The following is a 14,719-nucleotide window of genomic DNA, read 5'->3' as shown; positions in this document are numbered from 1 at the left end:
GAAAGGATAAAGATGGACAAAGAAGAAAGACGAGCCGCAAGGCGCAGAAAGCTTGAGCGGTTCAGAAAAGGCAAATTTCACAGGATATTGTACGAAAACGGAGTCCTGTACTTCCTGCTTTCGTTCCTTATCCCGTTTTCCATTATGGTTTACGCATTCGGCGTATACGGAGTTCACCCCTTTGGCGACAGGCAGATACTTGTAGTAGACCTGTGGCATCAGTACTATCCGTTTTTCAGGGTAGTGCGTGAAAAGCTGGTCAGCGGCGGTTCGTTCCTGTATTCGTGGGAAAACGGAATGGGTACAAATTTTCTGTCACTTATTTCGTATTATGCGGCAAGTCCGCTGAACTGGCTGTCGGTACTTTTTGACGATGACCATGTACGCGACGCGCTGACATTCATACTATGTGCGAAAATAGGCTTTGCAGGAGCATTTTTCAGCTCGTTCCTGCGGTATACCTTCAAGCGTAAGGATTTCTCCATATGTATGTTCTCGGTAATGTATGCACTTTGCAGCTATACGCTGGGCTACTACTGGAACGTGATGTGGTTCGATACCGTAGCACTTTTCCCCCTTGCAATGCTGGGCATAGTTGCACTTTGCCGCGAGGGAAAATGGAAAATATTTACATTCACACTGGCACTTTCGCTTATATCCAACTACTATATAGGCTATTTTACCTGTATTTTCTCGATATTCATGTTTGCAGCCGCAAGCATCATCGAGTGTAAGGGCGTAAAGGACTGGTTCAGAAAGCTGTTCCTGATGATACGTTCGTCAGTGCTTGGCATAGGACTTGGCGGCTTCATGCTGCTGCCTGCTTATTACGGCTTGAAGCTCACCTACAGCGTAAACAACAATATGCCAAAGGAGATAAGCTATTACGAGGACTGGAAAAAGATATTCGCAAATCTCCTGTCCTATAATGCACCTACAAAGGTTGACGGACTCCCGAATTTCGCCTGCGGAATGTTGGCGGTACTGCTTTTCGGCGTATTCGTGTTCTCATTCGGCATAAAGATACGGGAAAAGATAGCTGCACTTTCAATGCTTGCCATAATAGTCGTGAGCTGCAATATGAATTTGCTCAATTACATATGGCACGGCTTCCATTTCACGAACCAGATACCGTACAGATTTGCATTCATATTCTGCTTCGTGCTTGCAACGGCAGCATTCAGAGCATATGATATCATACTTAGCAGGGGTATAAAGATATACCAGTTAGTTCTTATGATAGCAGGACCAGCAGCAGTGCTGATACTGAACAAGCTGTCGAAGGGCGTTGATTACAAGTTTGAGGGAGCTGTCAAGAGCTCGGCTATAATAGTAGGTGCTTTCTGGCTCATATTCATAGCAGCTAAGATATTTCCTTTCAAGACAAAGGAAAAACGCAACCTGCTCATGACCCTTGCACTTTCTGCGGCTGTATTCAGCGAGTTCATAAGCAATGCACAAATGGGCGTAAGTACCGTAGATACTACGGGATATACGGATTATCCCTCAAATAAGACGGAAGTACGCCAGCTTCTCGATTATGAGAAAAAGAATGACAAGAGCAAATTCTACCGCACAGAAATGTCGTATACATATACTCTCAATGACAGCGCACTCTACGGATACCGCGGATTGTCGCAGTTCTCATCGGCGGCGAACGTTTCTGTAACGACTATGTGCAAACGCCTTGGACTCTATGCTTCCGAGGCAGGAAACAGATTTTATTACAGGACATCTACTCCCATTGTGAATTCACTTCTGGGAATAAAATACATCATCAAAAAGAATGGCGAACTGAATACCGAGGACTGGGTGCTTGAACACAAGACATCAGCAGGCAATGCCAATCTGTATGAGAATAAGTATCCTCTTTCACTGGGATTTATGGTTAACGAGGATATACTCAATATGGAGGATAACGGCGGAGCTAATCCCTTTGAGTATCAGAACGACCTTATAAAACGCGCTACGGGCATAGATGATAAGTTTTTCACGCCCCAGCCTGTTGCACTTGCGGAGTACGACGGTCTTGAAGTTACCAAGAACGGCTACGGAAATTATACCTTCCGCAATGACACAGATGAACCTACAGGAAGTGCAACATACAGCTTTGACTGTATCGACGGCAGCTACATCTACGGATATGCCAACGGTACAGGCGGTACCTGCGATTCTCTTGAGATAAAGTGCGATGATGAGCTCATAGACAGCGGAAAGCTCATAGAGAGCTATCCGATCGTTTTCCCTATGGGCAACGGTCAGGAGGGCAGTACCTCAACAGTAAAGATATCTTCTTCGGAAAAGCATAAATCAGGCAATTTCAAGCTTATGGTCTATGCTATAAGCGAGGATACATTCAAAAAAGCCTACAACGCTCTTGCTGACGAACAGCTTGAGATAAAGAAATTCAGCGATACTAAGATACGCGGAAGGATAAATGCGTCGGAGGACGGCGTTATGTTCCTGTCCATACCCTATGAAAAGGGCTGGAGCGTATACATAGACGGTGAAAAAGTCGAAACGTTCAAGCTTTTGCAGGCAATGACAGGCGTAAGGGTAGGCAAGGGCAGTCATGATATAAGTATCGAGTATACACCCGAGGGCTTTGTTCTCGGTGTAACGGCTACAGTAGTCAGCCTCGCACTCGTAATACTTATAATGATATGCGAAAAGCGGCGCAGATCACGCAGACGCAGACATATGATGTATTCGGCAGCATTACCGAATACGGGAAATGAAATGATACCTTCGCCTTATAATAATAAGGCTGAGATATACGATCAGGTCAGCGAAGCACTCAGATCGGAGGATTTCGGCAGAGTCGAGGACACGGAAGTAATTCTTTACGACGGAAGCGATCCTGCAAAAAAGGAGGCGGACGATGCGTAATCTGAAAGTTATGATCGCTTACAGAGGAACGAAATACCACGGTTTTCAGCGGCAGAGCAATGCCGTAACGGTCCAGGAGGTGCTTGAGAGCAAGGTCTCAAAGGTACTAAATGAGCCTGTTACGATCACAGGCTGTTCAAGGACCGATACGGGAGTCCACGCAAATATGTTCTGCTTCAATGTAAAGACAAACAGCAAAATAAACTGTCTTGGCTTTTGCAGAGGAGTTAACGGCGAGCTTCCCGATGATATTTCTATCCTTAGCTGTGAGGACGCTGCGGAGGACTTTCATGCAAGATTTGACTGCAAGGGCAAGGAGTATATATACAAGATGCATTGCAGCGAATCGAAAAATCCGTTTGCTGCTGATCTCATGCTTCATTACAGACGAAAATTTGACATTGAAGCTGCCCGCAAGGCCGCAAAGTATTTCGTAGGAACTCACGATTTTGCGTCATTTTGTGCTGACTGCACAAATGTTTCAACCACGGTAAGGACAATTTATTCCTTCAAAATAGAAAATAGTGGAGATTCTGTGATAATGCTTGTAAAAGGCAACGGTTTTTTGTATAATATGATTAGGATAATGGCAGGGACTCTGATAGATGTCAGCGAAAAGCGGATATCTCTCGATGATATCCCTGATATCCTCGCCGCAAAAGACCGCTTGAAGGCAGGAAGAACGGCAATGGCTCACGGACTGTATCTGAACCGTGTGTTCTACAGTGAAGATGAGCTGCTGAAAGAGACATGAGAACAAAGGACAAGGAGGTATCAGCGTGCCGAAAATGTATGACGCCGATGATATCGTCGATCTGAAAAATCGAAAACGGCGGCAAAAAAGGCTGAGGCGGTTCATTCTGATACTGCTTGCAGCTGCCATTGGAACGGGGCTTTATTTTACCCGTGATATGTGGTATAATAAATTAAGGGGCATAGGACAGCAGTACAGGACTATCGTTAACTCAGGTAAGCTTGCCGAAGGAAACTTCCCTATAGAAGTCAGCGGAGGAGCTGATTATCAGCTGGAATTTACCGACAGCAAGATGATACTTATGAGCGATACCTACACGTATTTCTATGACACTGACGGCGCACTTCTCAAAAAGCGTCAGCATACATATACGAATACGGTGCTCCGTGCAGCCTGCGGACGCGCACTGCTTTACGAACAAGGAGGAAATGAGCTTAGTGTAGAGGACGAAGATGAAGTTTTTTATACTAAATCATTTGCCAAGCGACTTATCCTCTTTGCGAGAATAAGTGAACAGGGCTATACAGCAGCGGTAACTACATACGATAATTACAGCTGTGCGCTGGAAGTATATGACAAAAGGGGAAAGGTCATATACGAAAGAAAGTGTATCGAAATGGTCAGCGACCTTAGCTTTATCAATGACAGCAAAGGTTGCGTGCTGAGTTATATCACAGCTGAAAACGGTCAGCTCGTTACAAATGTTCAGGAAATAAGCTTTAGTGAAAAGGATGAACACTGGACTTCACCAGGACTTAACACACTGGGACTTGCTGTATATGGCTTCGATAAGGGAGCTTTCGTATACGGAGCAGATGCCTGCGGATACGTTGACGGAAATGGTCAGATCAGTTCGTTCTATTCTTATGACGGCGACCGCGTTGCAGGTGCCAGCGAAAACGGTTATTCCGCAGTCATTGCCAATAATATCGACAGAAGAAAGTATACATTGGCATTGTTCAAAGGTGGAAAAACAGAAGCTCTTATAATCGACCTTGAAGAACCGTCAATAGATGTTACGGTTTATGAAGAACTTGCTTATGTAATGTGTCAGGGTAAGATAAAAACCTATGATTTCAGCGGCGGACTTCGTTCTGTTGCGGACGTAAGCGATTCTTACACAGGTTTTGTACGAAGCGATGATCATATTTTCCTGAAGGGATATAATAAAATAGATCGTATAGACTATGAAAGCTGATTGGTGATACACATTAATTCACTATCCGAAGGGAGGAAGCACCGTAGAAGCACACGGTGCAAAAAACATGGGAGCACAATTTTGGTGGTTTTACGATGTAATCGTTGCAGCAGCGGTACTCGTATGTATGTTTATTACAATAAAGAAAGGAATATTGAAAGCATCAGTCGCGTTGGTAGGATATGCCCTTACTCTGGCAATAGCTTTTTCGCTTAGTTCCTCGATTTCGGGATCTATGTATTCCAAAACCGTAAGGAGCAGCAATATAAAGAAAATGGATCAGACTCTTTCAAATGTGGATTTTCTTGACGACCTTATAAGGTATATTGAAAATCTCGGATATGATGTTTATCCTGAGCGAGGTCAGGTCGAGAGGATATGCTTCTCGGGCGAGGACATTGAAGAAAAGCTTTATAAGTATATCAACAATATCAACGGAAGAAAAGCAGATGAAGAAAGTGCATTCTATAATAAGCTGCATGAAGGATACGCAACTATTATAAACTCGTATGTTTCAAAAGAGCTCAGTATGTATTCGGCAGAATATGCATCAGAACAGATAAGGACAAATCCTAAGAAATTCTGCGATTTCATGTCACTTATAAAGGATACTGACAATTTAAAGCCAGCTGCGCAGTTTATTGTTGATAATTATCTTGAAAAACCGTATTCAAGCCAGGTAAAACTTATCGTACTGATAGTTATGCTTGTATTCTTTGTGATAATGACTATTTTCATAGAGACAGCAGCCGGCAGGAACAGTCACATGGAGCCGAGTCTGGTAACTCATGCAATAAGCGGAATAATAGGCATATTCAAAGGTGTTGTCATTATAGTTATCATTGCTGTTATGATAAGGCTTTCAGTTGTAATGGGAAGCGATAAGATGCTTTTCTTCAACCATGACGCTATTGACAGAACATGGGTATTCAAGTATTTCTACAACTTCATAAAAGATATATGACAAAAAGAAACATTACTGCTTCAGCCTATAAGGCGCGAAGCTTGGTATAATTAACCGACAGGAGGAACTGCCTGATGATAATGTGCAGTAAATGCAAAAAAAGACCTGCGGTGGTGTTCATCACCTCTGTTCAGGGAAACGAAAAGAAAAATGAGGGACTCTGCCTTTCTTGTGCAAGATCGCAGAATATCCCGCAGATCAAGGAATATATGGATAAACTCGGCATCACTGATGAAGAGCTTGATCAGCTCTCGGATCAGATGATGGGAATGCTGGACGGCGACAGCTTTGAAATGGGCGGCTCGGGCGTTCTTCCCGACTTTATAACCAATATGTTCGGCGGAAATGATGACGGGGATAAGTCGGACGACAGCAACAGCAGCGGATTTGATCCGCGCAGCTTTTTCAGCAGCCGCAACGGCTCTTCCGATGAAAAGTCATCAGACAGCAAAGAGAAAAAAGGGGGACTTTTCGGACGCAATAGTAAGGAGAAAAAGTCGAAGGAACCAAAATTCCTCGGCAGCTACTGCACAAATCTCTCCCAGAAGGCAGCAGACGGCAAGCTCGATAATATAATCGGCAGAGATAACGAGATAGCCCGTGTTATACAGATACTTTCAAGACGTACAAAGAACAATCCCTGCCTTATCGGTGAGCCGGGTGTCGGAAAGACAGCTATCGCCGAGGGTATCGCACTTCGCATAAACGAAGGTGATGTTCCTTTCAATCTTGTTGATAAAAAGGTATACCTTCTTGACCTTACCGCACTCGTTGCAGGTACTCAGTTCCGCGGACAGTTCGAGAGCCGTGTAAAGGGACTTGTTGACGAGGTAAAGAAAGAGGGCAATATCATACTCTTCATCGACGAGGTTCATAACCTTGTAGGTGCAGGAGATTCCGAAGGCTCTATGAATGCCGCAAATATCCTAAAGCCTGCTCTTTCAAGAGGAGAGGTACAGGTAATAGGTGCTACAACATTCGGCGAGTACCGTAAATATATCGAAAAGGACTCTGCCCTCGAAAGACGTTTCCAGCCCGTTACTGTAAACGAGCCAACTATCGAGGATACAGTAAATGTACTTGTTGGCATAAAGAAGTATTACGAGGAATTCCACAAGGTACACATATCCGATTACCTTGTAAGAGTTTGTGCAGTACTCTCAGAGAGATATATCACAGACCGTTTCCTGCCCGATAAGGCAATAGACCTCCTTGATGAAAGCTGTGCCTATGCTTGTATCCGTTCGCCCGAAATAGGTGAATACGAAAAGATCAAAAAGGAGATAAAGGTCCTTGAAGAAATGGAGACATCTATCTCCGAGCAGGAAGAAATAGATTATCAGGCACTTGCCGAGGTAAAGAGCAAGCTTATCCATACACGTGAGACAGAAGCAGCTCTTAAAGAAAAGGCAGCAAATGTCAACGTTGAAGAGTCTGATATCACTAAGGTCATCGAACGCTGGACGGGTATCCCAGCAAGTAAGATAGCTGAAAATGAGTTTATGAAGATAGCAAGACTTGAGGAAGCTCTCAAAAAGCGCGTTATCGGTCAGGAAGAGGCTGTTGGAGTTCTCACGAGAGCTATCAAGCGTACAAGAGTTCAGCTCAGCAAACGCCGCAGACCTGCTTCGTTCATATTCGTAGGTCCTACAGGCGTAGGTAAGACAGAGCTTGTAAAATCACTTGCTGAGGAGCTTTTTGACTCACCCGATCCGCTTATCAGACTTGATATGACAGAGTATATGGAAAAGCATTCTGTTGCACGTATGATAGGCTCGCCTCCAGGCTATGTAGGCTATGAGGAAGCAGGACAGCTCACAGAAAAGGTTCGCCGCAAGCCTTATTCGGTAATACTCTTTGACGAGATCGAAAAGGCTCACCCCGATGTTATGAATATCCTCATGCAGATACTGGACGAGGGTAAGGTGGACGATGCACAGGGCAGAACTATCAACTTTGCAAATACAATAATCTGCATGACTTCAAATGCAGGTTCTACAGATAAGAGCATAGGTGTGGGCTTTAACCGTACCGAGAACGAGATATCGAGAGAAAAGGCTATGAAGGGTCTGAGAGACTTCCTCCGTCCCGAATTTATCAGCCGTATCGACGAGATCGTGGTATTCAAGGATCTCACTAAGGAGAACTTTGCTGATATAGCTGCACTTATGATTGACGAGATGAAAGAACCTCTTGCTGAAAAGAATATCTCTGTTGAGTATACAAGAGAAGCTCTCGAGCTTATTGCAGAGAAGTCATTCGGCAAGCCTTACGGCGCAAGAGATATCCGCCGTGTTATTCGCGAAGAAGTCGAGGATCAGGTCGCAGAGATCATACTTGAACGTGCTTCAGAGATAAGTGTTATAAGCATTTCGGCTGAGGGCGATAAGATAGTTGTCAGCGGCAGGAAGGAGCAGGCTGAAAATGAAGCATAAGTTTAGCGCAGTTCTTATGGCTCTCGCTATGGCAGCCGTCTGTATGACAGGCTGTCTGGACTCTGATAAAAAGAACGGCAAAAATGCCGAAGCTGAAACAACAACTGCTGCTGCCGAGCCTGTTACAGATGAAAACGGCAAAGAGATGTCCGAGAGCATGGAGCTTATGCACGTAAAGTTCAAGGATATCCCCGAAATAGATAACGGTCCGCTTATAAAATTAAGCAAGACCGATGCAAAGCCCGGTGAAATTGCAAAAGTTACCGTATCTGTCACAGGTGCAGACAAGAAGTGGAGTATGTGTGGTATACATATCACATATCCCGATGTTTTGGAGTGTCAGATAGAGGACGAAGAAGATCTTACTGTAGAGTATGAGCTTGGAAAGGCTACACAGCACAATTCGGGATTTGTGGCTATGGACTGGCAGAGAAATCTTGCCGATGAGCTGATAAGAAACCACCAGCGTTCAGTATTCTTTACAACAATGTTTCAGGACAACAACGGTCAGGACGGAGATATAGCTACATTCTTCTTCAAAGTCCCTAATGATGCACAGCCTGGTACAGTGTACGATCTTGGATATTATTACATGGACTCGGATATGTTCCGTGACCTCGACGCTAATATGTCATTTGAGAAATATGCCTTTGAACACCTTGAAGGCGGCAGTATAACTGTAAGATGATATATTTGCATTTAACGGTTTAGAATGAAATAGTATTTTTATTTAGGGAACGCCCTCTCTTGCAGGGCGTTCCCTCTTTCACAACAGTCCACTGGACTGTTGTGAAATTCACCCTTTGCGGAGCGCCTTACGATTATTGGGCGTTGCCCAAACCTACCAAAGGCTCTGCCTTTGGAATCCGCTAAAGGGTTGTGAACCCTTTAGAATCCCATTATTAGTTTAATAGAGTTTTTATGTATAGACAAGGATAAAAGAAAGGACATTATATAATGAATAAAAAAGAAACAGCAGAGATAAAAAAGAATTTCTCCGACAAGAGCGGATTTTTCATAATGGAGCGCGTCCTCACGGCTTTTGTGGACGCAGAGAAAAACGTGAGATACCACAATGTCAGCTCATGCCTTACTATGCCTGTTGAGGAGCACGATGTGTACGATGAGACTCTGAAAAAGGTGCTGAATACCAATGTCGGCAAGGCTTTTGTGGAGTATGAGTTCCCCAACGAAGCCTATGACGAGGGACAGCCTCAGAATATCCTCTATACTCTCCTTACTTCCGAGCTCAAAGACGATATCGCCTGTGAGGACTTCCTCAACCATATCGCAAATAATATCGCATATACAGGTCCGTTTGCAGTTATAACAGCCTACTGTACATACACTATCCGCAAAAAGGACAAGAATGACGAATTTGCTGATGGCGAGGACGAGATATACCGCTATATCCTTACAGCTATCTGTCCTGTAAATACAAGCAAGGACGGCTTTGTGTTCGACAGTGTGGGCAATGAGATAACGAAGAAGGTCAATACAGAGCTTATAATCAGCAAAGCTCCGTCAGATGGCTTCCTTTACCCTGTTTTCAGCAACAGGAGCTCGGATATAAACCACGTTATGTACTACACTAAGAATATCAAGTCTCCTAATGTATCAGTAGTTGAGAATGTTCTCGGCTGTACCTTTGTAATGTCGGCAGAGAGCGAGAAAAACAGCTTCCAGAGCATACTTAAAAATGTTGTGGGTGACGACCTTGATTATACCCTCATAAAGACCGTTAATGAGAAGATACAGGAGGTCGTTGAGGACAACAAGGACGATACAGACAGAGTTGTCATCGACAATATGAAGCTCAAGGATATCCTCGTTGATGTGGGACTCCCCGAAGAGCGCGTGAATATGGTCGAGCCTGTGTACGAAAAGGTATGCGGTACTGCACCGCTTACTGCGGCTAATCTTGTGGAGACTAAGACAGTCCTCACTTCTCCCGGTATTACTGTAAATATCAAGCCTTCTGCGGCTGATAAGGTGCGTACAAGCGTTGTGGACGGCAGAAGATGTCTGCTTATCGACATTGACGACCCGACTATCGAGATAAACGGACTGCCCGTTACTCTTTAATTCATAATGCATAATGCGTAATTAAGGAACGCCGAGGGTTACTCCCTGTAGTACAGGGAGATGTCCGAAGGACAGAGGGTCGCGGCTCCTGTTGGGAGGCGTTCCATACATATAGTTACAACATACGTAAGTAGTTGAAATCCTGTTTTCATCGTGACCTGCTGAAAAATGTCTTTCTGTAATAGGGGCGAAAATGGCAGTTTTTCAACTAAAAACCATTGAATATCGCAAAAATTATACCTCGGGTGGATATATTAAGGGCGCACAGTTGTGCGCCTTTTTTACTTTCAATTCACAAACGGACGCCCAATGGGCGTCCCTACAAACTAATGGCTCGTGCTTCCATACACATGGTATTTTGTTATTTGCATTGTAATGCGCATACACGGGCGCGCGGAACGCGCCCCTACACAACAGGCTGTCGAGGACGCCGTTCCCTACAAGCTAACGGCTAATGGCTAACAGCTAAAAAAGGAGTACCTTTCGGTACTCCTTTTTTTGTGTTCAGTGATTTTCCTTGATAGCGGTTTTGGCTTTTGCTACGATAGTTCTGTCATTCTCATATGACAGGATATTTGTGGCGTAGGATATATCCACCCAGCGTATTTCCGCGATCTCTCCCTCCTGTGGGATAAAATCAACGTTTTTCGCTTTTGCAAGAAAGTATACAACGACTTTCATCGTGTCTTTCTTGGGTGAATAGGTTACTGTTTCTCTGAATGTCGGATCAATAATAACGTCAATGGAAGTCTCCTCCATGATCTCACGACGTGCAGTTTCAACCTCGGTCTCGCCCTTTTCAACGTGCCCTTTCGGGAAGGACCAGTGACCGCTGTTGATATGCTTTATCAGCAGTATTTCCGTATTGCCGTGGTATTTCCTGTAGACAATTGCGCCGCATGATTTCTCGTGAAGCATAGATAATCCTTTCTTGCCTGTAAAAAAACAAGCAGAATCAAGAGCAGTTCACCCTGCTTCAGAGTATCATGTGGTGAGCTGCTTTTATATAGTTCAAAATTAATTATACCATATTATGGGCAATAAAGCAATATGCGCGGCAAAAAAATTTCGTTTCGTAAGGGGCATAACGCGAAAAAAGGTGAATTTCCTTATCATATGCATACTTGTACCTGCGTGTGAATATATATTACACAAAGCAAACTTCAAGGAGGTTACCGTTATGGACTTAAAACTTAACAGAGAGACTGTTCCTGCTGCCGAGATGATATATGACGGGATACAGGAGCAGTCTGTGGAGCTGGATTATATCCTGCCCGATTACTGCCCCGATATTTTCAGACTTATCCGCTGCGAGACTTCGCCTGTTATCACTGACTGGAGCATCAGCGGCGACAAGCTGACCTATGAGCTGAGATGCGATATACATATCCTTTACTGCGGCGAAAACAGCAATGAGGTGCAGTCTGTGGAGCAGCACAGGAGCTTCACAAAGACGGTGGAACTGGGTAAAACAGCCGAGTCCGCAGAAGTGAAGCTGATACCTAAGGCTGACCATGCAAATTTCAGAGCTGTGAACAAACGCCGCCTTGACCTGAGAGGAGCTGTTTCCACAAAGATAACCGTTACAGGTCAGCAGGAGCAGCAGGTCGTTTCAGACGCTGTGGGTATGAATATTCAGCTGAAAAAGACTCCCGTAAAATTTGCGGCAGGGCGGCTTACTGCGGAGAAAAATGTCCGTATTGAGGAGGATATTGAGCTTGGTGCGGCTCAGCCCGATGTTTCGGCAATTCTCAACTGTAGGTGCAGTGCTTCTGCCTGCGAGATGAAGCTTATTTCGGGAAAGCTGCTTGCAAAGGGTGAAACTGATGTGGAAATCCTCTACTCGGGTGATAATACCGTCGAAGCTATGCGGTTTTCTCTTGGCTACAGCCAGATAATCGACGTTGACGGACTTGATGACAGCTACGACTGTGCGGTAACTCCCGAGATACTCAGCTGTGATATAACTGTGGCTTCCGATAAGGAGGGGAATAACAGGATACTGCGGTGTGAAGCTGAGATAAGGCTTAGCTGCCGGGCTGTAAGGACGGCTTCTGTTATGATTGCAGAGGACGCTTTTTCAACAGTCTACCCGTGCAGTGTTGAAATGTCAGAGATAAAAGCCGAGCAGATACCTGCGGTATACGATGAGAGCTTCAGGCACAGCGCGAAGCTTGCTGACGGAGATAACGTACCTCAGACTATATACGCTATGTGGAGCGAGCCGAAGAATATCAATACCCGTATCGGAGATGACGGACGTTCGGTTGTCATAAGCGGTATGCTGACCTATTCTATGGCGGCAAAGGACAAAGCAGGCATGATAATTATGCCTGACCGCGATGAAGCCTTTGAGGTAACGGTGGGACTTCCCGATAATATAAACGGTACATCGGTGGCGGCTGAGGTCTATGTGCGTGAGACTTCATACGATATATCTGCCGAGGGAGTCCTTACAGCAAAGTCGGATATAGGAGTAAAGCTTCTGGTGTACAGCTCCGACTCCATAAAGGCTGTGACGGATATCTCAGTCGATGAAACTACCCGAAAAGAGCGTGACGGCGATTACGCTATCAAGCTTTATTTCGGCATAGAAAACGAGGATATATGGGACATCGCCAAACGCTACAGCACAAGTGTGGCTGCTATCATGGAAGAAAACGAGCTTAGTGGTCAGCGTCTTGAAAACGGCGGTATGCTGCTGATACCAATAGTATCATGAAGCAATGCTTCGCGCTGCTTCATATTCATAATTCATAATGCAGAATGCATAATAAAATGTGTATGAAGCACTGTTTAGATTTGCCGCCATAAGGCGGCACAATAATTATGAATTATGAATTATGCATTATGAATTGAATTAAAAGGAGTATTATATGGCTAAAGATATATACAGCAATATTGCTGAGCGTACAGGCGGCGATATCTACATAGGCGTTGTCGGACCTGTGCGCACGGGCAAATCCACATTTATCAAGCGATTTATGGAGTCGCTGGTAATACCCAATATAACCAGTGAATTCAAGCGTGAACGGGCTATTGATGAGCTTCCGCAGTCCGCAGCAGGAAAGACTATAATGACTACCGAGCCTAAGTTCATTCCCGAGGAAGCGGTGCAGATAGACCTGGGAAACGGTGCGGAATTCAATGTAAGGCTTATCGACTGTGTGGGATACATAGTTCCCAGTTCACTGGGCTATATCGAGAATGAACAGCCGCGCATGGTGATGACTTCGTGGTTCGATGAGGAGATACCCTTTAATATGGCGGCTGAGATAGGCACACAGAAGGTAATCACCGATCATTCCACCATAGGACTGGTGATAACTACAGACGGTTCTGTGACGGATATACCGCGAGAGGAGTATGAGGAGTGCGAGGAGCGCGTTATACGGGAGCTCCGCGAGCTTGGCAAGCCTTTTGTGGTCATACTCAATACAGTTGCTCCGAATTCGCCCGAAGCGACTGCACTTGCCGCAAGTCTCACAGACCGCTATGATGCAAAGGTGATACCTGTGAACTGCCTTGAACTTGGGGAGGAGGATATCCGCAGCATTATCCGCGAGATACTCTTTTCGTTCCCAATCAAGGAGATAAATATCCGCACGGCGCGGTGGATAAACTCCCTCGGCAAGGGGCACTGGCTGAAATCGGAGATACTGGACTGCATACGCAATGCTGCAAAGGATATACGTCTTGTCCGCGAAGCTGAGGACGCTGCTGCGGCTATATCGGAGTGCCCCAACGTGCTGAAAGCGGAGATAAGCAGCATTGATCTGGGAAAAGGCTCGGTGACTATTACTGCGGAGCTTGACAACAGCCTTTTCTATAAGATCCTTGGGGAGACTACAGGCATCGAGATAGAGAGCGAAAGCGACCTTATGCCGCTTCTTACGGAGCTCAACGACATTCGCCGCAAGTATAAGCGTATCGAGCCTGCTCTTGCAGAGGTTGAGGCTACGGGCTACGGTATCGTCATGCCCGAGCTTGAGGAGATGTCACTCGAAGAGCCGAAAATAATCCGTCAGGGCGGAAAATACGGCGTAAAGCTCAAGGCGTCCGCGCCGTCAATACACCTTATGAAAGCCAATATCAATACCACTGTCAGCCCTATCGTGGGCACTGAACGGCAGTCCGAGGAGCTTGTGATGTACTTGCTGGACGGCTTCGACGACGACCCGAAGAAGATATGGGAGAGCAATATCTTCGGCAAATCCCTTCACGAGCTGGTGAACGAGGGACTTCACAGCAAGCTGTTCAAAATGCCTGTGGACGCACGTATGAAATTGCAGGAGACTCTCGAACGTGTCATAAACGAGGGCTGTTCGGGACTTATCTGCTTCATACTGTGAAAAAAGGAGTACCGCGAGGTACTCCTTTTTTAGCCATTAGCC

General features: G+C 45.2%; 10 protein-coding genes. 9 read left to right on the top strand and 1 reads right to left on the bottom strand.

The window, feature by feature from the left end; all coding sequences use genetic code 11:
• Window positions 1–12: 12 nt before the first annotated feature.
• The 7 genes from QZZ41_RS02330 (at window position 13) to QZZ41_RS02300 (ending at window position 10,325) form a co-directional block, all read left to right on the top strand.
• Window positions 13–2,889, top strand: coding sequence for a YfhO family protein (locus QZZ41_RS02330; protein ID WP_295067566.1), 2,877 nt, complete (start codon window positions 13–15; stop codon window positions 2,887–2,889).
• A complete protein-coding gene (gene truA, locus QZZ41_RS02325) occupies window positions 2,882–3,643 on the top strand; it encodes a tRNA pseudouridine(38-40) synthase TruA (RefSeq protein ID WP_295067563.1) in 762 nt (253 codons plus the stop codon). The genes QZZ41_RS02330 and truA overlap by 8 nt, the downstream gene beginning before the upstream one ends.
• A 34-nt stretch (window positions 3,644–3,677) precedes the next feature.
• Entirely contained in the window at window positions 3,678–4,841 is a 1,164-nt protein-coding gene (locus tag QZZ41_RS02320; protein ID WP_295068073.1) for a DUF5711 family protein, read from the top strand.
• 67 nt (window positions 4,842–4,908) lie between these two features.
• Window positions 4,909–5,805, top strand: coding sequence for a hypothetical protein (locus tag QZZ41_RS02315; protein WP_295067560.1), 897 nt, complete (start codon window positions 4,909–4,911; stop codon window positions 5,803–5,805).
• A 74-nt stretch (window positions 5,806–5,879) separates the two neighbouring features.
• Complete coding sequence (locus tag QZZ41_RS02310; RefSeq protein ID WP_295067557.1) at window positions 5,880–8,240, top strand: ATP-dependent Clp protease ATP-binding subunit; 2,361 nt, start codon at window positions 5,880–5,882, stop codon at window positions 8,238–8,240.
• Window positions 8,230–8,928, top strand: coding sequence for a cohesin domain-containing protein (locus QZZ41_RS02305; RefSeq protein ID WP_295067554.1), 699 nt, complete (start codon window positions 8,230–8,232; stop codon window positions 8,926–8,928). Before QZZ41_RS02310 ends, QZZ41_RS02305 begins: the two co-directional genes overlap by 11 nt.
• Before the next feature lie 269 nt (window positions 8,929–9,197).
• Window positions 9,198–10,325 (top strand): DUF4317 domain-containing protein, encoded by a 1,128-nt coding sequence (locus QZZ41_RS02300; protein ID WP_295067551.1) that lies wholly within the window; start codon window positions 9,198–9,200, stop codon window positions 10,323–10,325.
• Window positions 10,326–10,829: 504 nt separating this feature from the next.
• Here the strand turns inward: QZZ41_RS02300 and QZZ41_RS02295 are convergent.
• Window positions 10,830–11,243: an NUDIX domain-containing protein gene (locus tag QZZ41_RS02295; RefSeq protein ID WP_295067547.1), complete on the bottom strand. Its 414-nt coding sequence runs from the start codon at window positions 11,241–11,243 to the stop codon at window positions 10,830–10,832.
• Window positions 11,244–11,505: 262 nt separating this feature from the next.
• On the opposite strand from QZZ41_RS02295, the gene QZZ41_RS02290 reads away from it, so the two are divergent.
• Together QZZ41_RS02290 and spoIVA are read left to right on the top strand one after the other, a co-directional pair.
• A complete protein-coding gene (locus QZZ41_RS02290) occupies window positions 11,506–13,047 on the top strand; it encodes an SPOCS domain-containing protein (RefSeq protein ID WP_295067543.1) in 1,542 nt (513 codons plus the stop codon).
• Window positions 13,048–13,201: 154 nt separating this feature from the next.
• Entirely contained in the window at window positions 13,202–14,677 is a 1,476-nt protein-coding gene (gene spoIVA, locus QZZ41_RS02285) for a stage IV sporulation protein A (protein ID WP_295067540.1), read from the top strand.
• Window positions 14,678–14,719 lie beyond the last annotated feature (42 nt).

This window comes from Ruminococcus sp., assembly GCF_016283395.1.
This window is presented reverse-complemented; position numbering and strand designations above follow the sequence as displayed.